Consider the following 26404-nt stretch of genomic DNA (forward strand, 5'->3'; position numbering starts at 1 on the left):
ACGCTGAACCAAAAATGGCTGCTCTCTCTCTACGCAACGTCATCAAGCGCTACGGCCACGGGCCCAAAGCCAACCAGGTCATCCACGGCGTGAGCGCCGAGATCGCCGACCATGAATTCATCGTGATCGTCGGGCCCTCGGGCTGCGGCAAGTCGACACTGCTGCGCATGGTCGCCGGCCTCGAGGAAATCTCGGCCGGCGAGATCGCCATCGGCAACCGCGTGGTGAACAACCTCGAGCCCTCCGAGCGCGACATCGCGATGGTGTTCCAGAACTACGCGCTCTATCCGCACATGACGGTGTTCGACAACATGGCCTATGGCCTGAAGATCCTCAAGGTGCCGGTGCCCGAGATCAAGGCGCGCGTCGACAAGGCCGCGAAGATCCTCGAACTCGGCCACCTGCTGGCACGCAAGCCGCGCGAACTGTCCGGCGGCCAGCGCCAGCGCGTGGCCATGGGCCGCGCGATCGTGCGCCAGCCGCAGGTCTTTCTGTTCGACGAACCGCTGTCGAACCTCGACGCCAAGCTGCGCGCGCAGACCCGCCTCGAAATCCAGAAGCTGCACCGCGAGCTGGGCATCACCTCGCTGTTCGTCACGCACGACCAGGTCGAGGCCATGACGCTGGCGCAACGCATCATCGTGATGAACGGCGGCGTGATGGACCAGTTCGCGACGCCGGAAGAGGTCTACAACCGCCCCGCCACCACCTTCGTGGCCAGCTTCATCGGCTCGCCGCCGATGAATCTGCTGAAACACGCGCCGGGTGTGCGCCCGGGCCAGATCCTGGGCATTCGCCCCGAGCACATGAGCCTCGACGAAAACGGCTGGACGGTGCAGGTCGAGCAGGTCGAGCTGCTGGGCGCCGAGCGCCTGGTTTACGGCCGCATCGGCGACGAGCAGATCATCATGCGCACCGACGAAGGCGACCATCCACCGGTGGCCGGCGACACGGTGAAGATCGCCGCGCGCGAAGACAAGCTGCACTGGTTCGACGCCGGTTCCGGCAAGCGCGCCGACTGAGCGATGACAGCGCTGAAACCCTGGCCCTACCCCCGCTGGGTCGCGCATCGCGGCGCCGGCAAGCTCGCGCCTGAAAACACGCTCGCTGCTTTCAAGCTCGGCGCCTCGCACGGCTACCGCATGTTCGAGTGCGATGCCAAGCTCAGCGCCGACGGCGTGCCCTTTTTGATGCACGACGCCACGCTCGACCGCACCACCAGCGGCCGCGGCATCGGCGGCGCGCAGCCCTGGAGCGCGCTGTCGCAGCTCGATGCGGGCGGCTGGCATTCGCGCAGCTTCGCGGGTGAACCGCTGCCCACGCTGGAGAACGTCGCGCGCTTCTGCCGGGCCAACGGATACCTGCTCAACATCGAGATCAAGCCGACGCCGGGCACCGAGCGCGAGACCGGCGAAGTGGTGGCGCGGGAAGCCGCGCGCCTGTGGCAGGGCGCGGCCATTCCCCCGCTGCTCACGTCCTTCCAGGTCGAGTCGCTGAAAGGCGCGCTCGCCGCGCAGCCCGAACTGCCGCGTGGCCTGCTGTTCGACACCTTGCGCGGCAACTGGCTCCAGACCGCACAAGACCTCGGCTGCGTGGCTGTCGTCTGCAACCACGCGCTGTGGGATGCGGCCGTGGTCGCGCAGGTGCATGGCGCCGGCATGCGCGCGCTGAGCTACACCGTCAACGACGAATGGGCCGCGCACCGCCTGATCGACCTGGGCACCGACGGCATCATCACCGACAGGGTGGACCTGTTCAGTCCGGCCGGCTGACACCGCATTTCTTACCAACCCTTACGACATGGCGGCTTCTATGATGCGGCCATGAGTTGGACCCTACGCCTCGCGACTTTCTGCCTCGCCGCCCTTCTGACGTGCGGCGGCGCGATGGCGCAACCGGACAGCAGCAACAACAGCGGCACCACGACGGCCGCGCCGGCCCCCACCGTGGCCGAGTTGCGCGCGCAGTTCACCAAGCTCACGGCCTCTGCCGAAACCGATGAAGACGCGCGCAAGCTGCTCGCGCAGATCAACGACATCGGGGTGCAGGCCGACAAGTTCGTCACCGCGCGCACCGGCGAGCTGGCCGACCTGAACGCGCGGCTCGGCGAACTCGGCAACCCACCCGCCGCGGGCGCCACCGAAGACCCCGACATCACACGGCAGCGCGCGCGCCTGACCAAGGAACGCAATGCGCTCGACGCCGACATCCGCCTGGCGCGCCTGTTGTCCGTCGACGTGCGGCAGCGCGGCACCGATCTGGTCAGCCAGCGCCGGGCGCTGTTCGAAGCGCAGCTCACCGAGCGGGCGGCCTCGCCGCTCACGGGCGAGTTCTGGAGCGACCTGAAGGAGGCCTGGCCCGACGATCTCGAGCGCCTGAAAGCCATGGCCTCCGCGGTCAACGACGGCCTGCTGACGGCCACCCAGCCCGAAACACGGCTGCAGGTGATCGCCGCCCTGATCGCCGCGCTGCTGCTCGCGGTGCTCGGCAACTGGGCTGCCGAACATGCGCTCACCCGCCTCGCCGCGCGCTTTCTGCCGGCGGGGCGCCTGCGCCGCTCGGTGCTGGTGATCAGCATCGTGGCGAGCCACGTGCTGCTGGTCGCCGTGGCCGCGCACGGCTTCGTCCAGGTGCTGAAGGAATACGCCACCTGGGAGCCGCAGGCGCGCAGGGTGCTGCAGTCGACGGCACAGGCGATGGTGTTCATGGCCTTCGTGATCGGGTTGGGGCGCGGGCTGCTGGCCACGCGCCGGCCTTCGTGGCGCTTGCCGCCGATTCCCGATGCGATGGCCACGCGCCTGGCCGCCCTGCCCTGGCTGGTCGCGCTGGTGGCGGCGCTGGCGTGGACACCGGCCGAGGTCAATGCGCTGATCGACGCCAGCTTTGCGGCAGTGGTCGCCACGCACGTGCTCACGGCGCTGATGCTCACGGCCCTTGTTGCCTCGGTGCTCTACCTGGTGAAGCCGCTGCGCGCCGATGCACAGGAAGCCGGACTGCCCGAGCGGCCGATGTGGGTCGGCCTGCTGGTGGCGCTGATCGGCGCACTGATGATCGCGATCTGGGTGCTGGTGGCGCTCGGCTACGTGGCGCTGGCGAGCTTCCTGGCCTCGCAGCTCACCTGGAGCGGCATCGTGGCCGCAGCCTTCTACGTGCTGTTCAAGTTCGCGGACGACGTGTTCATGGCCACCGTGTCGTCGCGCAGCGCCTTCGGCCAGCGGCTGCAGAAGAGCTTCAACCTCGCGCCGCAGACGCTGGACCAGGCCGCCACGGTGCTTTCCGCGCTGAGCCGGGTCGCGCTGTTCTTCTACATGCTGATCGCGCTGGCCGCGCCGCTGGGCACAGGCCCCGGCGAGGTGTTCCAGCGCAGCGGCAAGTTCGGCACCGGCGTGAAGGTGGGCGAGTTCCAGCTGGTGCCGGGCGCGATCCTCAGCGCGGTCGGGGTGGCGGTGATCGGCTTCATCGTGCTGCGTGTTTTCAAGCGCTGGCTCGAGCGCAGCTACTTGCCCAACACGCAGCTCGAACCGGGCATGCAGAGCTCGATCACCACGCTGCTGGGCTACGTGGGCGGCATCCTGGTGATCGCGTTCACGCTGTCGGCGCTGGGCATCGGCATCGAGCGCATTGCGTGGGTGGCGAGTGCGCTGTCGGTGGGTATCGGCTTCGGCTTGCAGGCCATCGTGCAGAACTTCATCTCGGGGCTGATCCTGCTGGCCGAGCAGCCGGTGAAGGTGGGCGACTGGGTGGTGCTGGGCACGGCCGAAGGCGACGTGCGGCGCATCAACGTTCGCGCCACCGAGATCCAGTTGGGCGACCGCTCGACGCTGATCGTGCCGAACTCGGAGTTCATCACCAAGACCGTGCGCAACATGACGCTGGCCAATGCCGAAGGCCGCGTGCTGATCCGCCTGCCCATGCCGCTGACCACCGACGCGCAGCGCGTGCGCGAGCTGATCCTTGCGGCCTGCCGCTCGCACGAAGGCGTGCTCGAAACGCCCGCGCCGTCGCTCACGCTCGAGGGCATCGAGAACGGGCTGCTGATCTTCCAGGCGATCGCCTACGTGGCGAGCCCCCGCCTGGCGGGCGGCGTGCGCAGCGACCTGCTGTTCGTGATCCTCGATGAGCTCCAGAAGGCCTCGCTGCCGATGGCGACGCCGACCACCTTCATGATGGCGCCCTCGCCCGCCGGGCCGGCCGCAGCCGCGCCGGGGCCCGCCACTTCCAGCTCGCCGATCCCCGGCATGCCGACCTGAGCCCTACGCCAACGGCAGGGCCGTGGTGAACTTGATCTCGTTGAGGCACACGCTGGAGCGCACCGCCGACACGCCGGGCATGTGCATCAGCGTGTGCATCAGGAACTGCGAGAGCGACTCCAGGTCTTGCGCGACGACCTTGAGCACGTAGTCGAAGTCGCCCGTCACCGAGTAGCACTCCAGGATCTGCTTCAGGTCGGCGATCAGGTCCTGGAACTTGGGCAACTCGTCGACATGGCCGCGGGCCATGGTCACGTGAATGAAGGCGATCACGCCCAGCCCCACGTGGCGCGCGTTCAGCCGCGCCGCGTAGCCGCTGATGAGGCCCAGCTCTTCCAGCCGCCGGTGCCGCCGCAGGCACTGCGCGGGCGAGAGATTGGCCACTTCCGACAGCTCCAGGTTCGATGCGCGGCCATGCGCCTGCAGGTGCTCGAGAATCTTCCGGTCGATTCTGTCGAGTTCAATCTCATGCAATTTCATCTCTCACCATCTCCAATCGATGAAATTGTATTTCTCAAAGCGGGGTAAGCCCGAGGGGTTCATGCACCTTAATTGTGCAAAGTACGATCTAGACTCCGAAGCTGCCGGAATTGCATGCCGCGATTCCAGGCCGCTGAATTCCTGGCCCCGGCCTGCGCCGGCAGCCTCATCAGACGCATCCACCCCCATCCGGAGACCTCTCTCGTGAAAAACGCTTTGCTTCGCACACCCTTCAGCGCAGTGGCCCTGGCCCTCGGCATCCTGGCTGCCGCGCCGTCCTTCGCGGCCGACACCAAGTCGGTGGCCGTGACGGCCATCGTCGAACACCCGGCACTCGACGCCGTGCGCGACGGCGTGAAGGCCGAACTCAAGGCCGCCGGCTATGAAGAGGGCAAGAACCTCAAGTTCAGCTACCAGAGCGCCCAAGGCAACGTGGGCACCGCCGCCCAGATCGCCCGCAAGTACATCGGCGACGCGCCCGACGTGATCGTCGCCATCGCCACGCCGTCGGCACAGGCCGTGGTGGCCGCCACCAAGACCATTCCGGTCGTGTACTCGGCCATCACCGACCCGGTCGCCGCCAAGCTGGTGAAGAACTGGGACGCCACCGGCACCAACGTGACGGGCGTGTCGGACCTGTCGCCGCTCGAAAAGCACATCGGCCTGATCAAGCAGGTGGTGCCGAACGCCAAGCGCATCGGCGTGATCTACAGCCCCGGCGAAGCCAACTCGGTGGCCATCGTCGCCGCGCTGAAGAAGGCCGCCGCCGACGCCGGCATGACCGTGGTCGAAGCCGCCGCCGCTCGCACCGTGGACGTGCCGACCGCCGCGCAGAGCCTGGTGGGCAAGGCCGACGTGATCTACACGCCGACCGACAACAACGTGGTCTCGGCCTTCGAGGGCATCGTGAAGGTGGCGCAACAGGCCAAGCTGCCCGTGGTGGCCGCCGACACCGCCACCGTCGAGCGCGGCGCCGTGGCCGCCCTGGGCCTGAACTACAGCGACATCGGCCGCCAGACCGGCAAGATCGTGGTGCGCATCCTCAAGGGCGAGAAGCCCGGCACGATCGCCTCGCAGACCAGCACCAACTTCGAGCTGGTGGTGAACCCCGACGCAGCCAAGCTGCAGGGCGTGACGCTGTCCGACGCGCTGCTGAAGACGGCAAAGGTCGTGAGCACCAAGTAAGCCCTCTACAGGCCGGCCGCCCTCTTTTCAACGAGGGCGGTGCGCCTGTTCCTGCCTCGCCGGAAGCCCCCACATGTCCCTCATTGCATCGCTGGGCGCCATCGAGATCGGTCTGATATTCGGACTGGTCGCGTTGGGCGTCTTCATGTCGTTTCGCATCATCAATTTTCCCGACCTCACGGTGGACGGCAGCTTTCCTCTGGGCGCCGCCGTGGCCGCGACGCTGATCGTCGCCGGCTGGAACCCGGTCGCCGCGACCGCCGTGGCCTGCGTGGCCGGTGCCGTCTCGGGCTGGGTCACCGCCTGGCTCAACGTCAAGCTCAAGATCATGCAGTTGCTCGCGAGCATCCTGGTGATGATCGCGCTGTACTCCATCAACCTGCGCGTGATGGGCAAGCCCAACGTGGCGCTCATCACCGAACCCACCGTGTTCAGCATGGTCAGCTTCGGCGGCATGCCCGAGCAATGGGCCAAACCGTTGTTGCTGCTGCTGATCGTGATCGCGGCCAAGATCCTCGTCGACATGTTCTTCGCCTCCGAGGCTGGCCTCGCGATGCGCGCCACCGGCGGCAACGCCCGCATGGCGCGGGCCCAGGGCATTTCGACCGACTTCCACACGATGGCGGGCCTGGCCCTGTCGAACGCGCTGGTGGCGCTGGCCGGCGCGCTGTTCGCGCAGAGCCAGGGCACGGCTGACATCTCGATGGGCGTGGGCACGATCGTGATCGGCCTGGCCGCGGTGATCATCGGCGAGACGCTGCTGCCCGCGCGCAGCATGGTCATCACCACGCTGGCCTGCGTGCTGGGCGCGCTGCTGTACCGCTTCTTCATTGCGATGGCACTCAATACCGACTTCATGGGCCTGCAGGCGCAAGACCTGAACCTGGTCACCGCCGTGCTGGTGGCGTTCGCGCTGCTGGTGCCCGCCTACAAGCGCAAGCTGGGCGCCCTCTTCAAGGGGAAGAACTGATGTTGCGCGCCCAACAACTCGAGATGACTTTCAACCCGGGCACGCCGATCGAGAACCGCGTGCTGCGCGGCCTCAGCCTGGAGATTCCCACCGGCCAGTTCGTCACCGTGATCGGCTCGAACGGCGCGGGCAAGTCGACCTTTTTGAATGCGGTGAGCGGCGACCTGATCGTCGACAAGGGCAACATCGAGATCGACGGCAAGGACGTGACCCGCATGAACGCGTGGCAGCGCTCGGGCATGGTGGCCCGCGTGTTCCAGGACCCGATGGCCGGCACCTGCGAGGCGCTGACCATCGAGGAGAACATGGCGCTGGCGTGGAAGCGCGGCGAGCGGCGCGGCTTCGGCTTTTCACTCAACCGCAACCTGCGCGAGCTGTTCCGCGAGAAGCTGTCGATCCTGAAGCTGGGGCTCGAAAACCGGCTGGCCGATCGCATCGGCCTGCTGTCGGGCGGGCAGCGACAGGCGGTGAGCCTCTTGATGGCATCGCTCAAGCCGTCGCGCATCCTGCTGCTCGACGAGCACACGGCCGCGCTCGACCCGAAGACGGCAGCCTTCGTGCTGGAGCTGACCGCGAAGATCGTCGAAGGCAGCCAGCTGACCGCGATGATGGTCACGCACAGCATGCGGCAGGCGCTGGACTACGGTTCGCGCACGGTGATGCTGCACGAGGGCCAGGTGATCCTCGACGTGGCCGGACCACAGCGCGCGGGCCTGGACGTGCCCGACCTGCTGCGCATGTTCGAGCAGACGCGCGGCGAAAAGCTCGACGACGACAAGCTGCTGCTGGCCTGATGGCACCGGCACCAGACGCGGCACGGGTGCGCGCGATGCGCGCCGACGACCTCGACGCCGTGCTTGCGATCCAGCTCGCCTGCTACGGCGCGGGCTTCGTGGAAGACGGCGTGCTGATCGCACGGCGGCTCGCGACTGCGCCTCACACGGGCTGGGTCGCCGAGCACGGGGGCGGCGTGCGGGCCTATCTGGCGGGCTACCCCTCCGTGATCGGCAAGCTCACGCCGCTGCACGGCGAGTTCGAGGTCGCGCCGGATGCCGACTCGCTGTACCTGCACGATCTGGCGGTGCACCCCGAGGCTTCGGGGCTGGGCCTGGGGCCAGGGCTGGTGCGCCACGCCTGGGCCCATGCCACGCAGGCAGGCTGGCTGCATTCGACGCTGGTGTCCGTGCAGGCCTCGGTGGGTTTCTGGGAACGACAGGGCTATGTGGCGACGCAGCCTGCGGGCACCGACCAGCAGGCCCGCCTCGCGACCTACCCCGGCGCCTCGGTCTACATGGCCCGGCGGCTGGACTGACCGGGTTTCAGCGGCGCCAGCCGCGCATCGCCAGCCATTGGACGGTGCCGCAAACCACCACCAGCGCCGCATAGGTCGCCATCATCCCGTCGCGACCGAACACAACCAGACCGATCAGCAACACCCCCACGCCGGCCGCGAAGGTCAGCGCCCACTGCACCCACCAGCGCGGAACGCCGGCGCGCCGCCCGCCCAGATACCGGCCGGTAAAGGCCAACACAAGGGCGATGAAGGCCGCAGGTGCGACGAAATTGAGGAGGTGGTTGAGGAGGTCCAGCAGGTCCATCGGGTGGGCCGCACGCGGGCGTCAGGTCATGCTGCGAAGGTTATGGCTGTCATAGGGAATGCCATTTGTCCCCCGGCAACCCTGGAGCGGCTGCTGATTTTATAATCACGGCCATGTCAGTCTGGGCCCTTGGCTTGAACCACACGACCGCGCCGCTCGATCTGCGCGGTCGTTTTGCGTTCGCGCTCGATCAGATCGCCCCCACGCTGCAGAGCCTGCGCAGTTCCTTCGCCACCGGCCGCCACCCCCAGGTCGAGGCCGCGATCATCTCCACCTGCAACCGCACCGAGATCTACTGCGCCTCCGAGCACATCGCGCTCGACCACACCTTCGGCTGGCTGGCCCAGAGCGGCGGCGTGGCCCCTGCCCTGCTGCGCTCGCATGCCTACACGCTGCACGACGACGAAGCCGCCCGCCATGCGTTTCGCGTGGCCAGCGGGCTCGACTCGATGGTGCTCGGCGAAGCCCAGATCCTCGGCCAGATGAAAGACGCGGTGCGCGCGGCCGAAACCGCCGGCGCGCTGGGCACCACGCTCAACCAGTTGTTTCAGCGCTCGTTCGCGGTTGCCAAGGAAGTCCGTACCGCCACCGAGATCGGCGCGCATTCGATCAGCATGGCCGCCGCGGCGGTCCGGCTGGCCGGCCAACTCTTCGAAGACCTGCACAAGACGCGCGTGCTGTTCGTCGGCGCGGGCGAAATGATCGACCTGGCCGCGACGCACTTTGCCGCCAAGGACCCGAAGTCCATCGCCATTGCCAATCGCACGCTCGAACGCGGCGAGAAGCTGGCCTCGCGCTTCGGCGGCGAGGCGATGCGCCTGGCCGACCTGCCGGCGCGGCTCGCCGAATTCGACATCGTCGTGAGCTGCACCGCGAGCACGCTGCCGATCATCGGCCTGGGTGCCGTCGAGCGCGCGCTCAAGGCGCGCAAGCATCGCCCGATGTTCATGGTCGACCTGGCCGTGCCGCGCGACATCGAACCCGAAGTGAAGGCGCTGGAAGACGTCTACCTCTACACCGTCGACGACCTCGCGCAGGTGGTGCAACAGGGCCAAGCCAACCGGCAAGCTGCCGTGGCGCAGGCCGAGGTCATCATCGATGCCGGCGTGCAAAGCTTCATGCACTGGCTGGGCCAACGCGGCACGGTGCCGCTGATCCAGCAGCTCAATGCGCAGGCCGATGAATGGCGCGCCGCCGAAATGGCGCGTGCGCGCAAGCTGCTCGCCAAGGGCGAATCGGTCGAGGCGGTGCTCGAAGCCATGTCGCGCGGGCTCACGCAGAAGATGATGCACGGCGCCATGGCCGAGCTGCATTCGGGCGACGCCACCTCGCGCGAGCAGACGGCGCAAACCATCTCGCGCCTGTTCCTGCGCAAAGAGCGTTAGCGACGCTCGTCAGCAGCCCGGCCTGGCCCTGTGCCGTGCGCCGCGGCCTTCATGCGCCCTGCCTTCGTCGCACCGTTGCGGCACTCCTTCCCCATTTTTTCGAGCCCCTTTCGCTGTGAAATCCTTTCTGCGCCACCAACTCGAACGCTACGCCCAGCGCCTGGGCGAACTCGACTTCCTGCTTTCGCGCGAAGACATCATGAGCGACATGGCGCAGTACCGCACCATCTCGCGCGAGCATGCCGAAGTCACGCAGATCGCCGGCCGCTATGAGCGCTACAGGCAGCGCGAGGCCGACATCGCCGGTGCGAAGGACATGCTCGACGACCCCGACATGGCCGAGATGGCGCGCGAAGAAATCGCCGGCGCCGAAGCCGAACTGGTCCAGCTCGAAGAAGAGCTGCAGCGCCTGCTGCTGCCCAAGGACCCCGACGACACGCGCAACGCCTTTCTCGAAATCCGCGCCGGCACGGGCGGCGACGAATCCGCCCTGTTCGCGGGCGATCTGCTGCGCATGTACACGCGCTACTGCGAGCGCGCCGGCTGGCGCTGCGAGGTCGTGAGCGAAAGCGAGAGCGAGCTCGGCGGCTACAAGGAAGTGGTGATCCGCATCGTCGGCGACGAGGTGTTCGGCCACCTGCGCTTCGAGTCGGGCGGCCACCGCGTGCAGCGCGTGCCGGCCACCGAGACGCAGGGCCGCATCCACACGAGCGCCTGCACGGTCGCCGTGCTGGCCGAGCCCGACGAAGCCGTGGCGGTGCAGATCAACCCGGCCGACCTGCGCATCGACACCTACCGCGCGAGCGGCGCCGGCGGCCAGCACATCAACAAGACCGACTCGGCCGTGCGCATCACGCACATCCCGACCGGCATCGTGGCCGAGTGCCAGGACGACCGCAGCCAGCACCGCAACAAGGCCAAGGCGCTGCAGGTGCTGTCGGCGCGCATCCAGGAAAAAGACCGCAGCGAGCGTGCTGCCAAGGATGCGGCGATGCGCAAGGGCCTGATCGGCAGCGGCGACCGCTCGGACCGCATCCGCACCTACAACTTTCCGCAGGGCCGGCTCACCGACCACCGGATCAACCTCACGCTCTACAAGCTGCTGGCCATCATGGAAGGCGACCTCGGCGACGTGCTCGACGCCCTGCGCGCCGCGCGCGAGGCCGAGCAGCTGGCCGAGCTGGAATCGAGCTTGCCGGCGTGATGACGGCCATCGCCACGCCGTCTACCGTGACGCAGGCGCTGGGCGCGGCGGTCGCGCTGGGCATCGACCGGCTCGATGCGCAGTTGCTGCTGCTGCATGCGCTCGGCCGCGCGCCGCACGACCGGGCCTGGCTGCTGGCCCATGACACCGATGTGCTGCCAGAGGCGGCGTGGCCCGCCCTCTCGGCGCAGCTGTCGCGCAGGCTGGCTGGCGAACCGGTCGCCTACCTGCTGGGCGAGAAGGAGTTTCATGGCCTCAGCCTGCAGGTGGACGCACGCGTGCTGGTGCCGCGACCAGACACCGAGACGCTGGTCGAATGGGCCTTGCAGTGCCTGGAAGGCCATGCAGCCCCGCACGCGCTCGACCTCGGCACGGGCAGCGGCGCGATCGCGCTGGCTCTACAACACGCTCGCCCCGATGCGCAGGTCGATGCGGTCGATGCCAGCGCCGATGCGCTCGCGGTCGCCGAGGCCAATGCGCGGCGCCTGGGCCTGCCGGTGCGCTTTGCCCATGCCCACTGGCTCGACGGCGCCGCAGATGGCTACACGGTCATCGCCAGCAATCCGCCGTACATCGCCGCAAATGACCCGCATCTGCCCGCGCTGCGCCACGAGCCCTCTTCGGCGCTGGTTGCCGGCGCCGACGGGCTCGACGACATCCGCCAGATCGTCCGCACAGCCCCCGATCACCTCGCGCCAGGCGGCTGGCTGCTGCTCGAGCACGGCCATGACCAGGCCGTGACCGTGCGCCAGTTGCTCGCCGAACGCGGTTTCACCGAAGTCCAAAGCCGGGAAGACCTGGCCGGCATCCAGCGCTGCTCCGGCGGAATCTGGCGCACGGTGAAATAATCCCCCCAGCCCACTTTTCAGGAGTCCCCATGTCCGACGCCCAACAACGCATCGACGATCTCGTCAAAACCAACGACCTCGTGCTCTTCATGAAGGGCAATGCGAGCTTTCCGATGTGCGGCTTCTCGGGCCGCGCCATCCAGATCCTCAAGGCGGTCGGCGTCGACACCAGGACGCTCAAGACCGTCAACGTGCTCGAAGACGACGGCATCCGTCAGGGCATCAAGGAATACAGCAACTGGCCCACGATCCCGCAGCTCTACGTGAAGGGCGAATTCGTCGGCGGCTCGGACATCATGATGGAGATGTACGAGTCGGGCGAGCTGCAGCAGGTGCTCAACGGCAACCCCGCCTGATTTCAAGGCAAGCGCAATGAGCCACGATCACGCAGATCACGGCCATTCGCATGACGGCGAAGCCGGCCCCGCCTGGAAGCACGATGGCGTGCGCGTGATCGCAGCCAATCAGCTCGACGCCAACACCGCACAGACGCCCGGCATGAACCGGGCCGCGGCCATCAACTTCGCCCGCGTGGGTGCGCAGAAGCTCTGGGCCGGCACGGTGACCATCCATGCCGACGCCAAGACCGGCGCCCATCACCACGGGCATCTTGAATCGGTGATCTACGTCGTGCGCGGCCGGGCCCGCATGCGATGGGGCGACAAGCTCGAGTTCACGGCCGAGGCCGGCCCGGGCGACTTCATCTACGTGCCGCCCTTCGTGCCGCACCAGGAAATCAACGCCAGCGCGACCGAGACGCTCGAATGCGTGCTGTGCCGCAGCGACGGCGAAGCGGTGGCGGTGAACCTCGACATCGAGCCCGTGGAGAAACCCGAATCGGTGCTCTGGGTCGACCCGACCCACCCCCACGGCGGCGTCTGACCGTTTTGCCGGGGCCGAGTCATGGCACCATGGCACTCTTCACAGTGCCACCATGACCCTTACCCAAAGCCTGCTCATCATCGTTCTGCTGATTGCGATGAGCGCGTTCTTTTCCCTCGCCGAAATCACGCTGGCCGCCTCGCGCCGCCTGCGCCTGCGCCAGATGGCCGACGAAGGCGACCCGCGCGCGGAGAAAGTGCTGCGCGTGCAGGAGCAGCCCGGCCACTACTTCACCGTGGTGCAGATCGGGCTCAATGCGGTGGCGATTCTTGGCGGTGTCGTGGGCGAAGGCTCGCTGAGCCCGTACTTCGCGATGTTCTTCGAGCGGTGGCTGAGCGTCGAGGCTTCGGCCAACATCGCCTTTCTTTGCTCCTTCGTGATCGTCATCGCGGTGTTCCTGGTGTTCGCCGACCTGTTCCCCAAGCGGCTCGGCATGAGCAACCCTGAACAGCTGGCGGTGCGGCTGGTCGGGCCGATGCAGTTGCTGATCACCACCTTCAAGCCGCTGGTGTGGTTCTTCACGCGCTGCACCGACCTGCTCTTCAAGGCGCTCGGCATGCCGATGGCGCGCGACGACAAGATCACCTCGGCCGACATCCTGGCCATGACCGAGGCCGGCGCACGGGCCGGCGTGCTCGCGGTGCGCGAGCAGCAGGTGATCGCCAACGTGTTCGAGCTCGAGACACGGCTGGTGAGCAGCGTGATGACCGCGCGCGACAGCATCGCGTGGTTCCTGCACGACGACCCGGAATCGGTGCTGCGCGCGCGCATCGTGGCAGAGCCTTTTTCGGCCTATCCGGTGTGCGACGGCGACATCGATCATGTGCTGGGCTACGTGGACGCCAAGGACATGTTCCAGCGCGTGCTGAGCGGCCAGCCACTGGCCTTCGACCAGGGCCTGACGCTGCACAAGGCGCTGGTGATTCCCGACCGGCTCTCGCTCACCGAAGTGCTGGAGCAGTTCCGGCAGGCGCACGAAGACTTCGCGATCATCGTCAACGAATACAGCCTCGTGGTGGGCGTGATCACGCTCAACGACGTGATGAGCACGGTGATGGGCGACCTGGTGTCGACACCCGACGAAGAGCAGATCGTGAAGCGCGACGAGAACTCGTGGCTGATCGACGGCATCACGCCCATCCAGGACGTGCAGCGCGCGCTCCACATCGACGAACTGCCGCACGCCGAGGAGTACGAAACGCTGGCCGGCTTCCTGATGGTGATGCTGCGCCGCGTGCCCAAGCGCACGGACAGCGTGGCCTGGGGCGGCTATACCTTCGAAGTGATGGACGTGGACAGCTACCGCATCGACCAGGTCATGGTGACCAGGACTTGACTCGCCCGCAGGTTGCGCCGCTTCGCCCCGCCTTTAGCGAGGGTCCGGCGCAGCCGGTTACCCGGTATTCCTGACACTCAGATTCAAGCTGCCGAACGATCCTTGTCGCGCTCGCGTTCGCGCGCCTTGTCGTCGTAGGCCCAGAGCCGCTGGTTCGAGAACACGGCGTTCGGGTACGGCGACTTGCCACGGCTGCCGTTGTAGCGGCCCAGCGTCATGTACAGGTCGCCGTTCTCGCGATCGAGGTAGTGGCGCAGGATCACGCAGCCGAAACGCAGGTTGGTCTGCATGTGGAACAGCTTGCCCGGATCGCTGTCGCCAATCACACGCGTCCAGAACGGCATGACCTGCATGTAGCCGCGCGCGCCGGCGCTCGACACCGCGAACTTGCGGAAGTTGCTCTCGACCTGCACCAGCCCCAGCACCAGGCTCACGTCGAGCCCCGAGCGCTTGGCTTCGTACCAGGCGGTCTGCAGGAACTCGATGCGCGAGGGCGCGTCGGCGATCTTCTTCTTGAGACGTTCGCTCATCTCGCCGAGCCAGCGCAAGTAGGCCAGGCGGGCTTCGGTGTTCGCGAACTGCGGCACCGGTGGCGCCTTGTTGTGAATGGCCGAACTGAGCGCGGTACGCACCGAGTCGATCAGCGGCTCCTCGATCTGGGCGCCGGCAAAGGCGATGCGCGGCACCGAAACCAGCGAGAGAGCACCGGCAACTGCGGCGCCGGTGATGCACCGCCGGCGGCTGATGCCATCGCCCTGCGCGGCCGTCACCGCGAGATCGTCGGGACGGCCCGGCAGGCTCATGCGGCGAGTTTGCCGGCGATGAAGTCGGCGATGCCGGCCGCGGGCACCTTGGTTGCGGCGGTGTCGCGGCGATGCTGGTATTCGAGCTGGCCTTCCTTGAGGCCACGGTCGGAGATCACCACGCGGTGGGGCACGCCGATCAGTTCCCAGTCGGCAAACATCGCGCCGGGGCGTTCGCCGCGGTCGTCGAGCAGCACGTCGACGCCCTTGGCGAGCAGTTCTTCGTAGAGCGCTTCGGCCGCCACCTTGACTTCGGGGCTGCGGTCCATGCCGATCGGGCAGACCACCACGGTGAACGGGGCCAGCGCGTCGGGCCAGATGATGCCGCGCTCGTCGTGATTCTGCTCGATGGCCGCAGCGGGCAGGCGCGTGATGCCGATGCCGTAGCAACCCATCTCGAGGAACTGCGGCTTGCCACCTTCGTCGAGGTAGGTGGCGTTCATGTCCTTGCTGTACTTCGTGCCGAGCACGAAGACGTGGCCGACTTCGATGCCGCGCTCGATGGCCAGCAGGCCCTTGCCGTCGGGCGAGGCGTCGCCAGCGACCACGTTGCGGATGTCAGCCACCAGGTCGGGCTCGGGCAGGTCGCGGCCCCAGTTGACGCCGGTCATGTGGAAGTCGACTTCGTTGGCGCCGGTGATCCAGTCGGCCAGCACAGCGGCTTCGCGGTCGGCCACGAGCTTGACCGGCTTCTTGAGGTTCAGCGGGCCCAGGTAGCCGGGCTTGCAGCCGAAGTGGTCTTCGATCTCAGCCAGGGTCGCAAAGCGGAAGCCCTGGTTCAGGCCCGGGAGCTTGCTGACCTTGATCTCGTTCATGTCGTGGTCGCCGCGCAGCAGCAGCAGCCAGACCTGCGAGCCCTTCGGGTTGCCAGCGTCATCGACGATGTCGGTGGCCAGCACCAGCGACTTGATGGTGGTCGACAGCGGCACGCCGAGCAGTTCGGCCACGTCGGCGCAGGTGCTCTTGCCGGGGGTCGGCGTCTTCTCGAGCGCGTTGGCGGGTGCGGGGCGCGGACCGGCCGGGGCGAGCGCCTCGGCCTTTTCCATGTTGGCGGCGTAGTTGCTGTCGGGGCAGTAGACGATGGCGTCTTCGCCGGTGGCGGCGATCACCTGGAACTCTTCGCTCAGGTCACCGCCGATGGCGCCGCTGTCGGCCGCCACAGCGCGGTAGCGCAGGCCGAAGCGGTCGAAGATGTTGCGGTAGGCCTGTGCCATGACCTGGTAGCTGGCCTTGGCCGCATCCAGGTCGCGGTCGAAGCTGTAGGCGTCCTTCATGATGAATTCGCGCCCGCGCATCAGGCCGAAGCGCGGACGGCGCTCGTCGCGGAACTTGGTCTGGATCTGGTAGAAATTCTTCGGCAGCTGCTTGTAGCTGCGGATTTCCTGGCGGGCGATGTCGGTCACCACCTCTTCGCTGGTGGGCTGGATCACGAAGTCGCGGTCATGCCGGTCCTTGATGCGCAGCAGCTCGGGGCCCATCTTGTCGAAGCGGCCGGTCTCTTGCCAGAACTCGGCTGGCTGCACCACAGGCATCGTCATTTCGACGGCGCCCGCCCGGTTCATCTCTTCGCGCACGATCGCCTCGACCTTGCGGATCACGCGCAAACCCATGGGCATGTACGTGTAGATGCCCGTGCCGAGCTTCTTGATCATGCCGGCCCGCATCATCAGCCGGTGGCTTGCCACCTCGGCATCGGCGGGCGCTTCCTTGAGGGTGGAGACAAAAAATCGGGAAGCTTTCATCGGGATCGCGGTGATGGAAACGGAATGGAAGTGGGGGACTGCTCCCCCGGAGAGACCCTGAGAGCCTGCATCGCAGCTTGCCGAGGGCAACCCGGCATGCATAATCGACTCAGTTCAAAAATTGGGGTTTGATTATGCTCGACCGGGACGGCTTCAGGCCCAACGTCGGCATCATCCTGCTCAACCAGAGAAACCAGGTTTTCTGGGGCAAACGCATACGCACGCATTCCTGGCAGTTTCCGCAAGGCGGCATAGACCGTGGCGAAAGTCCCGAGCAAGCCATGTTCCGGGAACTGCATGAGGAAGTGGGGCTCCATCCGGAGCATGTGCGCATCGTGGCCCGTACCCGCGACTGGTTGCGCTACGAGGTGCCGGATCGGTTCATCCGCCGTGACGCACGGGGCCACTACAAGGGCCAGAAACAAATCTGGTATTTGCTGCAACTCGTCGGCCACGATTGGGATCTCAACCTGCGTGCCACCGACCATCCCGAATTCGACGCTTGGCGCTGGCACGACTACTGGGTGCCGCTCGACGTTGTCGTCGAGTTCAAGCGCGGCGTCTACGAGATGGCGCTGACCGAGCTTGCTCGCTACCTGCCACGGCAGGATTTCCGCAATCGCTTCCTGCGCAGCAATGTGCGCGCTCGAGAGTTCGAGCGCCATCCTGCCGCGCCAGGCCATGAACCCAATTTCGAGCTGCCCCCGGGTGCAAGCTTCGACCCGGACCCCAATGCCAAACTCGCGAACGACGCTCCTCCCCCGCCCAACGGCTCCCACCATGCGCCGCGTTGAACGCGCGCTGATCCTTGTTGGCCTGTGCGCGCTCGTTGCCGCGTGCAGCTCGAAGGGCTACAACACCGACAACCCCGACTGGGCCCAGGGCGGCATGCCCTTGCCGCCGAAGGTCACGAGCGCGGATGGCGAATGGAAGGAAAGCGAGGCCCCGCCTCCACCGAAGTTCGATGTGAAGCGCCTCGAGCCGATCGCGATGCCGCCGTACATGACCCTGAAGTTCGGCGTCGATCCAGGCACCATCACGATCACCGACGACGGGATCGCACGTTATGTGGTCGTGGCCAGCAGCACGCACAACACGGGTGGCGCGCTCACGGCCTACTACGAGGCCGTGCGCTGCTCGACCGCCGAGATGAAGAGCTATGCGCGCTTCACCGATGGCGCCTGGACGGAAACGCAGAAGCCTGAATGGAAGAGTTTCAGGGACCTGAACTCGAGCTACGCCCGGCAGCTCGCGATCCAGGGCCTGTGCCGCGGCGACGCACCCCGCGCTTCGGTGAAGGACATTGTCCAGAACCTCCGCGATCCCGCTCGCAAGCTGCAGTGATCTCGCTGGCAGGGGCGGGCAACGCCCCTTGCCTTCTTTCGCCCGCCGATCAGCTGGGCATCAGCACCATGTTGTCCCGGTGCACCATCTCCGGCTCTGCCGCGTAACCGAGCAGCCGTTCGAACTCGGCAGAAGGCTTGCGGCACAGCAGCCGCGCCTCCACACTCGAATAGTTGGCCAGGCCACGGGCCAGCTCGATGCCATCGGCATCCCGAACCGCGATCACGTCGCCGCGAGAGAACTCGCCCGACACGCCGGTCATGCCGATCGGCAACAAGCTCTTGCCTTCAGCGCGCACCTTGGCCGCAGCCCCTGCATCGACGACGACCGAGCCCCGCAGCTGCAGGTGATCGGCCATCCAGCGCTTGCGCGCCTGGTGCTTGGCCGTTTGCGCGACGAGCAAGGTCCCGATGGATTCGCCACGGACCAGCCGCAGCAGGGCGTCGGATTCGCGCCCCCACGCAATCACGGTCGATGCGCCCGATCCGGCCGCACGCTTGGCCGCAAGGATCTTGGTGATCATGCCGCCACGGCCGATGCTGGAGCCAGCGCCACCCGCCATCGCTTCGAGTGCCGGGTCGCCGGCGGCGGCTTCGTGCACGAATTTCGCGTCCGGGTCCTTGCGTGGATCGGCGGTGTAAAGGCCCTTTTGGTCCGTCAGAATGACCAGCGCGTCGGCCTCGACGAGGTTGGCCACGAGCGCGCCGAGCGTGTCGTTGTCACCGAACTTGATCTCGTCGTTGACGACCGTGTCGTTCTCGTTGATGACCGGCACCACGCCCAGGCGGAGCAGCGTGACGAGCGTCGAACGTGCATTGAGGTAGCGCTCGCGGTCGGCAAGGTCGGCGTGGGTCAGCAGCACCTGGGCGCTGCCGATCTGGTTCTCGCGCAGCTTGGTCTCGTACATCTGGGCCAGGCCCATCTGCCCGACGGCCGCCGCGGCCTGGAGTTCATGGATCTCGTGCGGTCGGGTACGCCAGCCCAGGCGCTTCATGCCTTCGGCAATCGCCCCGCTCGACACCATCACGACCTCGCGCCCGTCACGCACCAACTCCGCCAACTGTCGGCACCACTCGCCGATGGCGCTTTCATCCAGACCGCGCCCCTCGTTGGTCACGAGGCTGGAACCCACCTTGACGACGATACGGCGGGCATCCCGCAAGGCAGTGGATCCGGAGTTCGAGGTCATTTTCGGCAGTAACGGGCGTGGATGGGGCGCGATGGGCTGTGTGTGAATCGAGTGGCACCGGGTTCGATGCCACGCTGCCGTCAGGACGGGTCTGGTGGCAACTCGACGAAGCGCGGATCGATCTCGACCGGCACCTGTTCGGCCACCTGCTGGGCCTTGACCTGCTGATAGACCGCCTGCACCAGATGCTCGCAGCCTTCGCGCGTGAGTGCCGATATCTCGAACACCGGCCCCTTGAAGCGCAGACGCTTCACGAAGTCCTTGACGCGGGCCGCACGCTCGTCGGCGGGCACCATGTCCAGCTTGTTGAGCACGAGCCAGCGCGGCTTTTCGTAAAGGGCGGCGTCGTATTTCTTCAGCTCGCCCACGATGGCCTTGGCCTGTGCGACCGGATCGATCGTGTCGTCGAACGGCGCCATGTCGACGACGTGCAGCAGCAGCCGCGTGCGCTGCAGATGGCGCAGGAAGAGATGGCCCAGGCCAGCGCCTTCAGAGGCCCCTTCGATCAAGCCAGGCAGGTCGGCCACCACGAAGCTCTGCTCCGGACCGACGCGTACGACACCGAGATTCGGATGCAGCGTGGTGAAAGGATAGTCCGCGATGCGCGGGCGGGCGTTCGAGATCGCGCTGATCAGCGTCGACTTGCCGGCATTCGGCATGCCGAGCAAGCCGACATCGGCCAGCACCTTGAGCTCGAGCTTGAGGCTCTTTTTCTCGCCAGGCCAACCCGGCGTCTTCTGACGCGGGGCTCGGTTGATGGCGCTCTTGAAACGCATGTTGCCAAAGCCGCCGTCACCACCCTTGGCGATGGTGACGACTTCGCCTTCCGTCAGCAGCTCGTACAGCACCTCGCCCGTTTCGGCATCGGAGACGATCGTGCCGACCGGCATCCTGAGCGTGATGTCGTCGCCGGCGGCGCCGAACATGTCGGAACCCATGCCGTGCTCGCCGCGCTTGGCCTCGTGGCGGCGCGAGTAGCGGAAGTCGACCAGCGTGTTGAGGTTCGAGTCGGCCACCGCATAGACGTGGCCGCCCCGGCCACCATCGCCGCCGTTGGGGCCGCCAAACTCCTTGTACTTCTCATGACGGAACGACACGCAGCCGTTGCCGCCATCGCCGGCGGCGATGTCGATGAAGGCTTCGTCGACGAACTTCATGGGATGTCCAGTTTACAAATGAAGAAGCCCCGGCAAAGCGGGGCCTCGGGCAGATCGAAGTGACTCGGGCTTACGCCGCGGGGGTCACGTTGACCGTGTGCTTGTTGAGTGCACCCTTGGTAGCGAACGACACATGGCCGTCGACCAGGGCAAACAGCGTGTGGTCCTTGCCCACGCCGACGTTGACGCCGGGGTGGAACTGGGTGCCGCGCTGGCGCACGATGATCGAGCCTGCGCTGATCAGTTCACCGCCGAAAGCCTTCACGCCGAGCATCTTGGGCTTGGAATCGCGCCCGTTTCGCGTTGAGCCGCCGCCTTTTTTCTGTGCCATGGAATGTACTCCTTAGCCGGCGATCGCGCCGATTTGCAGTTCGGTGAACTGCTGGCGATGGCCTTGACGTTTCTGATAGTGCTTGCGACGGCGCATCTTGAAGATGCGAACCTTGTCGTGCTTGCCGTGCGACAGCACCGTGACTGTCACCGTTGCGCCGGACACCAGGGGCGTGCCGACCTTGATTTCAGCGCCGTTTCCGACGGCCAGAACCTGGTCGATCACGATTTCCTGGCCTACGTCCGCAGCAATCTGTTCTACTTTAATTTTTTCGCCGGAAGCAACGCGATACTGCTTGCCGCCGGTTTTTATGACCGCGTACATGTAAACCTCTTAGAAATGAGTCTCCGCAGCGAATTCCGCAGAGCCCAAGATTATAGCGCGGTTTGCGTCTACCGGCCACCTTGGCCCCTCCCACCAGCGACAACCGAAGGCTGCTCCCTATAATTTGCGCCTTCCGACCCTTGGGTCATTCTCATTCCCAGCAGCGCTCTGCGCCTTCGCTTTGCCAGTTCCCGCCGCCGACACCTCCCCCACCGCCACCGTGCTGGACCTGATTGCCGGCGACATGGTCGAAGTCGACCGTGTGATTGCCCGCCGCCTCGACACGGGCGTGCCGCTGGTCAGCCAGGTTTCCAAATACATCATCTCCGCCGGCGGCAAGCGCCTGCGGCCGGCTCTCTTGCTGCTGATGTCCGGCGCATTGGGCTACACGGGTGAGCAGCGTTTCAATCTGGCTGCCGTCGTCGAATTCATCCACACGGCCACCCTGCTGCACGACGACGTGGTCGATGAGTCGACACTGCGGCGCGGCCGGGCAACGGCCAACGAATCGTTCGGCAACCCGGCCAGCGTGCTGGTCGGCGACTTTCTGTATTCGCGCGCATTCCAGATGATGTTGGATGCAAACAACATGCGCGTCATGCAGATCCTGGCCGAGGCGACCAACGTGATCGCGGAAGGCGAGGTCCTCCAGCTGATGAACATGCACGACGCCTCACTCGACGAGGCTGCATACCTGCGCGTCATTCGCTCGAAAACCGCCAAGCTCTTCGAGGCCAGCACGCGGCTCGCCGCCGTGCTCGCAGGCGCCACGCCCGAGACCGAAGAAGCATGCGCCACCTACGGCCAGGCGCTTGGCACGGCATTCCAGGTGATCGACGATGTGCTCGATTACGCAGGCGACGCCCACGAAACAGGAAAAAACGTGGGCGATGACCTGCGTGAAGGCAAGACCACGCTGCCGCTCATCTTTGCAATGCAACGAGGCACATCAGCGCAAAGCGCGCTGGTACGCGCAGCCATAGAGGCCGGCGACACCGCGCAGCTGGGCAAAGTCGTTGAAATTGTTCGCGAAACCGGCGCACTGGACGCATCCCGGGCCGCCGCCGCCGCAGAAGCGCAACGCGCAATTCATGCACTTAGTGGCTTCGCAACCAATTCTCACGCTTCCGGTTTGCTACAATTGGCGGCTCAGTTGCTTGAGCGACGTGCCTGAACACCTCTTTTGAGTTGGCATCTAGGACGATTTCTTTTTTTCTTGCAACCATCGGGGTGTAGCTTAGCCTGGTAGAGCGCTACGTTCGGGACGTAGAGGCCGGAGGTTCGAATCCTCTCACCCCGACCAGCTTTTGGCTGGAACAAATAAATGCCCATGCCTGTTGCTGCGTAGCGATTTACAGCACAGGGGTGTTCAGCGATGATCGTGAAGCATTTTTTCACATCTCTTGCATTCGCTGAATGGCCGCTGCCGAACTTCCTGTTAAAGAACCTACGCAGATCGCCCTACCGGGGCTTGCGCGCGCCCTGGTTTCGGCCGGCAAGCTTCCCGCAAAGATCGCCGAGGACATCTACCAGAAGTCGCTGAGCGGCCGCACCAGTTTCATCGCGGAACTGACTGGCACCGGCGCCGTATCGGCCGCCGACCTTGCCCACACGCTCTCCAGTGCCTTCGGTGCACCACTGCTCGACCTGGACGCCATCGATCACCAGCGCCTGCCCAAGGACCTGCTCGATCCGAAGCTGTGTCACGCGTACCGCATCGTCGTCCTCAGCAAACGCAACAACCGCCTGATCGTTGCAACGGCCGACCCGTCCGACCAGCAGGCGGCGGAGAAGATCAAGTTCGCCTCGCAGATGGGCGTGGACTGGGTCATCGCGGAGTACGACAAGCTCTCCCGGATGATCGAAGCCGCCGCCGTCAGCGCAGCGGAGACGATCAACAGCATCGTCGGCAGCGAGTTCGAGTTCGACGACGTATCCGCCGACACCTCGGGTGACGCCAACGAGCAGGCCATCGCCGAGGTCGAGGATGCGCCAGTCGTTCGCTTCCTCCACAAGATGCTGCTCGATGCCGTCGGCATGCGCGCTTCGGACATTCATTTCGAGCCCTACGAGCACCACTACCGCGTGCGCTTTCGCGTCGACGGCGAATTGCGCGAGATCGCCAGTCCGCCGACGGTCATCAAGGACAAGCTGGCGTCGCGGATCAAGGTCATTTCCCGCCTAGATATCTCCGAGAAGCGCGTGCCGCAAGACGGCCGCATGAAGCTCAAGATCGGGCCCGATCGAGTGATCGACTTTCGCGTGAGCACCCTGCCCACGCTGTTCGGCGAGAAGATCGTCGTTCGTATTCTTGACCCCAGCAGCGCCCGTCTGGGCATCGATGCCCTGGGCTACGACGCGGACGAGAAGGAGCGCCTGCTCCATGCCATCGGCCGTCCCTACGGCATGGTGCTGGTGACCGGTCCCACCGGTTCGGGCAAGACGGTGTCGCTGTACACCTGCCTGAACCTGCTGAACCAACCGGGCGTCAACATTGCGACGGCGGAAGACCCGTCCGAAATCAACTTGCCCGGCGTCAACCAGGTCAATGTCAACGAGCGCGCGGGCCTGACCTTCGCGACCGCGTTGCGCGCCTTCCTGCGGCAGGATCCGGACATCATCATGGTCGGCGAAATCCGCGACCTCGAAACTGCCGACATCTCGATCAAGGCTGCGCAAACCGGCCACCTGGTGCTGTCGACGCTGCACACGAACGACGCGCCGACGACGCTCACGCGGATGCGCAACATGGGCATCGCGCCCTTCAACATTGCGTCCAGCGTGATCCTGATCACCGCGCAGCGCCTGGCACGCCGCCTGTGCACCGTCTGCCGCGTGCCCGCCGACGTTCCGCGCGAGGCGCTGCTCGACGCAGGCTTCAGGGAAGAAGACCTGGACGGCACCTGGAAGCCCTACAAGCCCGTTGGCTGCTCGGCGTGCAGCGGCGGCTACAAGGGCCGGGTCGGCATCTACCAGGTGATGCCGATCTCCGAGGCGATCCAGGAAATCATCCTGCGCGATGGCAGCGCGCTCGACATCGCACAACAGTCCGAGGCCGAGGGGGTGCGCTCGCTGCGCCAGTCGGGCCTTCGAAAAGTCATGCAGGGCCTCACTTCGCTCGAAGAAGTGGTGGCGTGCACCAACGAATAACGAACACTGCACATCGGAGATCGAATGGCAACAGTGGCATCTTCCCGCTCCCAGGTCACCCACAAGGAATTTGTCTTCGAATGGGAAGGCAAGGACCGCAACGGCAAGCTGGTGCGCGGCGAACTCCGGGCCGCCGGCGAAAACCAGGTACAGGCTGCATTGCGCCGCCAGGGCGTGCTCGCATCCAAGATCAAGAAGCGCCGCATGCGCTCGGGCAAGGCGATCAAGCCGAAGGACATCGCGATCTTCACGCGCCAGCTCGCCACCATGATGAAGGCCGGCGTGCCCCTGATGCAGTCCTTCGACATCGTCGGGCGCGGCAATGCCAACGCCAGCGTGTCCAAGCTCCTGAACGACATCCGCAGCGACGTGGAAACCGGTACTTCCCTCTCGGCTGCGTTCCGCAAGTTTCCGAAGTACTTCGACAACCTCTACTGCAACCTGGTGGAGGCGGGTGAAGCGGCCGGTATCCTCGAAGAACTGCTCGACCGCCTGGCCACCTACATGGAGAAAACCGAGGCGATCAAGTCCAAGATCAAATCAGCGCTGATGTACCCGACTTCGGTGGTTGTCGTGGCCTTCGTGGTGGTGGCGATCATCATGATCTTCGTGATCCCGGCCTTCAAGCAGGTGTTCACCTCGTTCGGTGCCGACCTGCCCGCACCGACATTGTTCGTGATGGCGATGAGCGAATTCTTCGTCTCTTACTGGTGGCTGATCTTCGGCGGCATCGGAGGCGGCATCTACTTCTTCCTGCAGGCGTGGAAGCGCAACGAGCGCGTGCAAAGGACCATGGATCGCTTGCTGCTCCGCATCCCCATCTTCGGCACCCTGATCGACAAATCCTGCGTGGCCCGCTGGACTCGTACGCTGGCCACCATGTTCGCAGCCGGCGTACCGCTGGTCGAGGCCCTGGACTCCGTGGGCGGCGCTTCGGGCAACACCGTCTACGGCGACGCGACCGCCAAGATCCAGCAGGAAGTGTCGACCGGTACCAGCCTCACCGCGGCCATGACCAACGCGAACCTGTTCCCGTCCATGGTGATCCAGATGACCTCCATTGGCGAAGAGTCCGGCTCCATCGACCACATGCTCGGCAAGGCAGCCGACTTCTACGAGTCCGAGGTGGACGACATGGTGGCAGGCCTCTCGAGCCTGATGGAACCCATCATCATCGTGTTCCTCGGCACGATCATCGGTGGCATCGTGGTGTCGATGTACCTGCCCATCTTCAAGCTCGGCCAGGTCGTTTGATGCTGGTTTCGAGGGAATTCGACACCGCTTTCGCCGGTGTGCTTGGACTATTGATCGGCAGCTTCCTGAACGTGGTGATCTACCGTGTGCCGGTGATGATGTACCGGACCTGGCTGGCCGATGCCGTCGACAACCTCAGGCCCTTGAAGGATGTCCCTTCCCTCTGGTCGCTGGTCTTCGGCCCGAAGGCTGCGCCCCCCGAGGGACTGGAAGCCGCGGCCGACAAGGCCGCGGTGGCAATCGATGGCCTGTCCCCCTTCGATCTCACGCGCCCCGCGTCGCGTTGTGGCGCCTGCGGCCACAAGATCCGCTGGTACCAGAACATCCCCGTGCTGAGTTACCTGCTGCTGCGCGGCCGCTGTGCGGCCTGCAAGACGCCGATCAGCCTGCGCTATCCGCTGGTCGAAGTGGTCACGGGTGCCCTCTTCGCGCTTTGCGCCTACCGTTTCGGCCTCACGCCCACCGGCGTGCTGTGGGCGGCTTTCGGTGCACTGTTGATCTGCCAGTTCCTGATCGATTTCGATACCCAGTTCCTGCCCGATTCACTCAACTACCCCCTGCTCTGGCTCGGCCTCATCGGCGCGGCCATGGGCTGGACGGGCGTCTCGCTGAGTTCGGCCGTCTGGGGTGCGGTCTTCGGCTACCTGAGCCTCTGGCTTGTGTACCATGGCTTTCGCCTCGTCACTGGCAAGGAAGGCATGGGCTATGGAGACTTCAAGTTGCTCGCCGCACTGGGCGCATGGCTCGGCGCCGACTACCTCATTGCGATCATCCTCGTCTCTTCGCTGGTGGGCGCCGTGATCGGCCTGACGCTGCGCTTTGCCGGCAAGCTCGCCCACAAAGACATCCCCATCGCATTCGGCCCCTTCCTGGCCGGCGCGGGCCTCGTGTGCCTGGTGGCCGGCCCCGAACTCGTGAGGCAGTGGATTCCGTTCGCGTTCCCGCTCGGCGCGCTGATCCATTGACACAAGG

The 26404-nt window shown here is 65.8% G+C and carries 27 protein-coding genes and 1 tRNA gene; 20 read left to right on the forward strand and 8 right to left on the reverse strand.

Annotated elements, in window-relative coordinates:
* Nucleotides 1-14: 14 nt before the first annotated feature.
* The 3 genes from ugpC to ACGLHS_RS09310 are packed head-to-tail and all read left to right on the forward strand — an operon-like array spanning nucleotide 15 to nucleotide 4250.
* Nucleotides 15-1022: a sn-glycerol-3-phosphate ABC transporter ATP-binding protein UgpC gene (ugpC, locus tag ACGLHS_RS09300; protein ID WP_093238053.1), complete on the forward strand. Its 1008-nt coding sequence runs from the start codon at nucleotides 15-17 to the stop codon at nucleotides 1020-1022.
* 3 nt (nucleotides 1023-1025) lie between these two features.
* Nucleotides 1026-1772, forward strand: coding sequence for a glycerophosphodiester phosphodiesterase (gene ugpQ / locus ACGLHS_RS09305; protein ID WP_394478983.1), 747 nt, complete (start codon nucleotides 1026-1028; stop codon nucleotides 1770-1772).
* A 51-nt stretch (nucleotides 1773-1823) separates the two neighbouring features.
* Entirely contained in the window at nucleotides 1824-4250 is a 2427-nt protein-coding gene (locus ACGLHS_RS09310) for a DUF3772 domain-containing protein (protein WP_394478985.1), read from the forward strand.
* A gap of 3 nt (nucleotides 4251-4253) precedes the next feature.
* Here ACGLHS_RS09310 and ACGLHS_RS09315 read toward each other — a convergent pair whose 3' ends face one another.
* Nucleotides 4254-4724, reverse strand: a complete 471-nt coding sequence (locus tag ACGLHS_RS09315; protein ID WP_176801075.1) for an Lrp/AsnC family transcriptional regulator — start codon at nucleotides 4722-4724, stop codon at nucleotides 4254-4256.
* Nucleotides 4725-4934: 210 nt separating this feature from the next.
* Here ACGLHS_RS09315 and ACGLHS_RS09320 point away from each other — a divergent pair, with 210 nt between their 5' ends.
* The 4 genes from ACGLHS_RS09320 to ACGLHS_RS09335 all read left to right on the forward strand — a co-directional run bounded on the left by ACGLHS_RS09320 (nucleotide 4935) and on the right by ACGLHS_RS09335 (nucleotide 8197).
* A complete protein-coding gene (locus ACGLHS_RS09320; RefSeq protein WP_093238047.1) occupies nucleotides 4935-5915 on the forward strand; it encodes an ABC transporter substrate-binding protein in 981 nt (326 codons plus the stop codon).
* A gap of 73 nt (nucleotides 5916-5988) precedes the next feature.
* Nucleotides 5989-6885 carry an ABC transporter permease gene (locus tag ACGLHS_RS09325; RefSeq protein ID WP_093238046.1) on the forward strand — a complete coding sequence of 299 codons (897 nt, stop codon included), beginning with the start codon at nucleotides 5989-5991 and terminating at the stop codon, nucleotides 6883-6885.
* Complete coding sequence (locus tag ACGLHS_RS09330) at nucleotides 6885-7679, forward strand: ABC transporter ATP-binding protein (RefSeq protein ID WP_093238044.1); 795 nt, start codon at nucleotides 6885-6887, stop codon at nucleotides 7677-7679. The genes ACGLHS_RS09325 and ACGLHS_RS09330 overlap by 1 nt, the downstream gene beginning before the upstream one ends.
* Nucleotides 7679-8197 (forward strand): GNAT family N-acetyltransferase, encoded by a 519-nt coding sequence (locus ACGLHS_RS09335; protein WP_394478989.1) that lies wholly within the window; start codon nucleotides 7679-7681, stop codon nucleotides 8195-8197. The genes ACGLHS_RS09330 and ACGLHS_RS09335 overlap by 1 nt, the downstream gene beginning before the upstream one ends.
* Nucleotides 8198-8204: 7 nt before the next feature.
* Here ACGLHS_RS09335 and ACGLHS_RS09340 read toward each other — a convergent pair whose 3' ends face one another.
* Complete coding sequence (locus ACGLHS_RS09340; RefSeq protein WP_394478991.1) at nucleotides 8205-8483, reverse strand: hypothetical protein; 279 nt, start codon at nucleotides 8481-8483, stop codon at nucleotides 8205-8207.
* 113 nt (nucleotides 8484-8596) lie between these two features.
* On the opposite strand from ACGLHS_RS09340, the gene hemA reads away from it, so the two are divergent.
* From hemA to ACGLHS_RS09370, 6 genes are all read left to right on the forward strand, one after another.
* Nucleotides 8597-9868 carry a glutamyl-tRNA reductase gene (gene hemA / locus ACGLHS_RS09345; protein WP_394478994.1) on the forward strand — a complete coding sequence of 424 codons (1272 nt, stop codon included), beginning with the start codon at nucleotides 8597-8599 and terminating at the stop codon, nucleotides 9866-9868.
* A gap of 115 nt (nucleotides 9869-9983) precedes the next feature.
* On the forward strand, nucleotides 9984-11072 hold the full coding sequence (gene prfA / locus ACGLHS_RS09350) for a peptide chain release factor 1 (protein ID WP_394478996.1): 1089 nt from the start codon (nucleotides 9984-9986) through the stop codon (nucleotides 11070-11072).
* Nucleotides 11072-11920: a peptide chain release factor N(5)-glutamine methyltransferase gene (gene prmC / locus ACGLHS_RS09355; RefSeq protein ID WP_394478998.1), complete on the forward strand. Its 849-nt coding sequence runs from the start codon at nucleotides 11072-11074 to the stop codon at nucleotides 11918-11920. The genes prfA and prmC overlap by 1 nt, the downstream gene beginning before the upstream one ends.
* A gap of 29 nt (nucleotides 11921-11949) precedes the next feature.
* Nucleotides 11950-12276, forward strand: a complete 327-nt coding sequence (gene grxD, locus ACGLHS_RS09360) for a Grx4 family monothiol glutaredoxin (RefSeq protein WP_093238035.1) — start codon at nucleotides 11950-11952, stop codon at nucleotides 12274-12276.
* Nucleotides 12277-12292: 16 nt separating this feature from the next.
* Nucleotides 12293-12802, forward strand: a complete 510-nt coding sequence (locus ACGLHS_RS09365) for a cupin domain-containing protein (protein WP_093238034.1) — start codon at nucleotides 12293-12295, stop codon at nucleotides 12800-12802.
* 52 nt (nucleotides 12803-12854) lie between these two features.
* Nucleotides 12855-14138 (forward strand): hemolysin family protein, encoded by a 1284-nt coding sequence (locus ACGLHS_RS09370; RefSeq protein ID WP_093238032.1) that lies wholly within the window; start codon nucleotides 12855-12857, stop codon nucleotides 14136-14138.
* Between the two features lie 83 nt (nucleotides 14139-14221).
* Here the strand turns inward: ACGLHS_RS09370 and ACGLHS_RS09375 are convergent, their stop codons facing one another.
* Nucleotides 14222-14941 carry a lytic transglycosylase domain-containing protein gene (locus ACGLHS_RS09375; RefSeq protein ID WP_093238031.1) on the reverse strand — a complete coding sequence of 240 codons (720 nt, stop codon included), beginning with the start codon at nucleotides 14939-14941 and terminating at the stop codon, nucleotides 14222-14224.
* Nucleotides 14938-16683: a proline--tRNA ligase gene (locus ACGLHS_RS09380; protein WP_394479003.1), complete on the reverse strand. Its 1746-nt coding sequence runs from the start codon at nucleotides 16681-16683 to the stop codon at nucleotides 14938-14940. The genes ACGLHS_RS09375 and ACGLHS_RS09380 overlap by 4 nt, the downstream gene beginning before the upstream one ends.
* Before the next feature lie 134 nt (nucleotides 16684-16817).
* Here ACGLHS_RS09380 and ACGLHS_RS09385 point away from each other — a divergent pair, with 134 nt between their 5' ends.
* Both ACGLHS_RS09385 and ACGLHS_RS09390 read left to right on the forward strand, forming a co-directional pair.
* A complete protein-coding gene (locus tag ACGLHS_RS09385) occupies nucleotides 16818-17477 on the forward strand; it encodes an RNA pyrophosphohydrolase (protein WP_093238028.1) in 660 nt (219 codons plus the stop codon).
* A complete protein-coding gene (locus ACGLHS_RS09390; protein WP_256327208.1) occupies nucleotides 17464-18027 on the forward strand; it encodes a CNP1-like family protein in 564 nt (187 codons plus the stop codon). The genes ACGLHS_RS09385 and ACGLHS_RS09390 overlap by 14 nt, the downstream gene beginning before the upstream one ends.
* Nucleotides 18028-18076: 49 nt before the next feature.
* Here the strand turns inward: ACGLHS_RS09390 and proB are convergent, their stop codons facing one another.
* The 4 genes from proB to rplU all read right to left on the reverse strand — a co-directional run bounded on the left by proB (nucleotide 18077) and on the right by rplU (nucleotide 21028).
* Nucleotides 18077-19216 (reverse strand): glutamate 5-kinase, encoded by a 1140-nt coding sequence (gene proB, locus ACGLHS_RS09395; protein WP_394479006.1) that lies wholly within the window; start codon nucleotides 19214-19216, stop codon nucleotides 18077-18079.
* Between the two features lie 80 nt (nucleotides 19217-19296).
* Nucleotides 19297-20373: an Obg family GTPase CgtA gene (cgtA, locus tag ACGLHS_RS09400; protein ID WP_394479009.1), complete on the reverse strand. Its 1077-nt coding sequence runs from the start codon at nucleotides 20371-20373 to the stop codon at nucleotides 19297-19299.
* 70 nt (nucleotides 20374-20443) lie between these two features.
* Nucleotides 20444-20704 (reverse strand): 50S ribosomal protein L27, encoded by a 261-nt coding sequence (rpmA, locus tag ACGLHS_RS09405; protein ID WP_019656544.1) that lies wholly within the window; start codon nucleotides 20702-20704, stop codon nucleotides 20444-20446.
* Between the two features lie 12 nt (nucleotides 20705-20716).
* Nucleotides 20717-21028 (reverse strand): 50S ribosomal protein L21, encoded by a 312-nt coding sequence (gene rplU, locus ACGLHS_RS09410; RefSeq protein ID WP_057592097.1) that lies wholly within the window; start codon nucleotides 21026-21028, stop codon nucleotides 20717-20719.
* A gap of 181 nt (nucleotides 21029-21209) precedes the next feature.
* On the opposite strand from rplU, the gene ACGLHS_RS09415 reads away from it, so the two are divergent.
* From ACGLHS_RS09415 to ACGLHS_RS09435, 5 genes are all read left to right on the forward strand, one after another.
* Nucleotides 21210-22202, forward strand: a complete 993-nt coding sequence (locus ACGLHS_RS09415; protein WP_394479013.1) for a polyprenyl synthetase family protein — start codon at nucleotides 21210-21212, stop codon at nucleotides 22200-22202.
* A gap of 52 nt (nucleotides 22203-22254) precedes the next feature.
* Nucleotides 22255-22331, forward strand: a tRNA-Pro gene (locus ACGLHS_RS09420).
* Between the two features lie 113 nt (nucleotides 22332-22444).
* Nucleotides 22445-24178: a type IV-A pilus assembly ATPase PilB gene (gene pilB / locus ACGLHS_RS09425; RefSeq protein ID WP_394479015.1), complete on the forward strand. Its 1734-nt coding sequence runs from the start codon at nucleotides 22445-22447 to the stop codon at nucleotides 24176-24178.
* A 24-nt stretch (nucleotides 24179-24202) separates the two neighbouring features.
* On the forward strand, nucleotides 24203-25432 hold the full coding sequence (locus tag ACGLHS_RS09430; RefSeq protein WP_394479017.1) for a type II secretion system F family protein: 1230 nt from the start codon (nucleotides 24203-24205) through the stop codon (nucleotides 25430-25432).
* Nucleotides 25432-26397: a prepilin peptidase gene (locus ACGLHS_RS09435; RefSeq protein WP_394479019.1), complete on the forward strand. Its 966-nt coding sequence runs from the start codon at nucleotides 25432-25434 to the stop codon at nucleotides 26395-26397. Before ACGLHS_RS09430 ends, ACGLHS_RS09435 begins: the two co-directional genes overlap by 1 nt.
* The last annotated feature ends 7 nt before the right edge of the window (nucleotides 26398-26404 follow it).

This window comes from Variovorax sp. VaC1 (assembly GCF_043658315.1).
Taxonomy (GTDB): Bacteria; Pseudomonadota; Gammaproteobacteria; order Burkholderiales; family Burkholderiaceae_C; genus Variovorax.

What these genes read in the sequence shown, in the direction of transcription:
- ugpC (WP_093238053.1), top strand. Translation starts at nt 15, where the DNA reads ATGGCTGCTCTCTCTCTACGCAACGTCATCAAGCGCTACGGCCACGGG.
- ugpQ (WP_394478983.1), top strand. Translation starts at nt 1,026, where the DNA reads ATGACAGCGCTGAAACCCTGGCCCTACCCCCGCTGGGTCGCGCATCGC.
- ACGLHS_RS09310 (WP_394478985.1), top strand. Translation starts at nt 1,824, where the DNA reads ATGAGTTGGACCCTACGCCTCGCGACTTTCTGCCTCGCCGCCCTTCTG.
- ACGLHS_RS09325 (WP_093238046.1), top strand. Translation starts at nt 5,989, where the DNA reads ATGTCCCTCATTGCATCGCTGGGCGCCATCGAGATCGGTCTGATATTC.
- ACGLHS_RS09330 (WP_093238044.1), top strand. Translation starts at nt 6,885, where the DNA reads ATGTTGCGCGCCCAACAACTCGAGATGACTTTCAACCCGGGCACGCCG.
- ACGLHS_RS09335 (WP_394478989.1), top strand. Translation starts at nt 7,679, where the DNA reads ATGGCACCGGCACCAGACGCGGCACGGGTGCGCGCGATGCGCGCCGAC.
- ACGLHS_RS09340 (WP_394478991.1), bottom strand. Translation starts at nt 8,483, where the DNA reads ATGGACCTGCTGGACCTCCTCAACCACCTCCTCAATTTCGTCGCACCT.
- hemA (WP_394478994.1), top strand. Translation starts at nt 8,597, where the DNA reads ATGTCAGTCTGGGCCCTTGGCTTGAACCACACGACCGCGCCGCTCGAT.
- prmC (WP_394478998.1), top strand. Translation starts at nt 11,072, where the DNA reads ATGACGGCCATCGCCACGCCGTCTACCGTGACGCAGGCGCTGGGCGCG.
- grxD (WP_093238035.1), top strand. Translation starts at nt 11,950, where the DNA reads ATGTCCGACGCCCAACAACGCATCGACGATCTCGTCAAAACCAACGAC.
- ACGLHS_RS09365 (WP_093238034.1), top strand. Translation starts at nt 12,293, where the DNA reads ATGAGCCACGATCACGCAGATCACGGCCATTCGCATGACGGCGAAGCC.
- ACGLHS_RS09370 (WP_093238032.1), top strand. Translation starts at nt 12,855, where the DNA reads ATGACCCTTACCCAAAGCCTGCTCATCATCGTTCTGCTGATTGCGATG.
- ACGLHS_RS09375 (WP_093238031.1), bottom strand. Translation starts at nt 14,941, where the DNA reads ATGAGCCTGCCGGGCCGTCCCGACGATCTCGCGGTGACGGCCGCGCAG.
- ACGLHS_RS09380 (WP_394479003.1), bottom strand. Translation starts at nt 16,683, where the DNA reads ATGAAAGCTTCCCGATTTTTTGTCTCCACCCTCAAGGAAGCGCCCGCC.
- ACGLHS_RS09385 (WP_093238028.1), top strand. Translation starts at nt 16,818, where the DNA reads ATGCTCGACCGGGACGGCTTCAGGCCCAACGTCGGCATCATCCTGCTC.
- ACGLHS_RS09390 (WP_256327208.1), top strand. Translation starts at nt 17,464, where the DNA reads ATGCGCCGCGTTGAACGCGCGCTGATCCTTGTTGGCCTGTGCGCGCTC.
- proB (WP_394479006.1), bottom strand. Translation starts at nt 19,216, where the DNA reads ATGACCTCGAACTCCGGATCCACTGCCTTGCGGGATGCCCGCCGTATC.
- cgtA (WP_394479009.1), bottom strand. Translation starts at nt 20,373, where the DNA reads ATGAAGTTCGTCGACGAAGCCTTCATCGACATCGCCGCCGGCGATGGC.
- rpmA (WP_019656544.1), bottom strand. Translation starts at nt 20,704, where the DNA reads ATGGCACAGAAAAAAGGCGGCGGCTCAACGCGAAACGGGCGCGATTCC.
- rplU (WP_057592097.1), bottom strand. Translation starts at nt 21,028, where the DNA reads ATGTACGCGGTCATAAAAACCGGCGGCAAGCAGTATCGCGTTGCTTCC.
- pilB (WP_394479015.1), top strand. Translation starts at nt 22,445, where the DNA reads ATGGCCGCTGCCGAACTTCCTGTTAAAGAACCTACGCAGATCGCCCTA.
- ACGLHS_RS09430 (WP_394479017.1), top strand. Translation starts at nt 24,203, where the DNA reads ATGGCAACAGTGGCATCTTCCCGCTCCCAGGTCACCCACAAGGAATTT.
- ACGLHS_RS09435 (WP_394479019.1), top strand. Translation starts at nt 25,432, where the DNA reads ATGCTGGTTTCGAGGGAATTCGACACCGCTTTCGCCGGTGTGCTTGGA.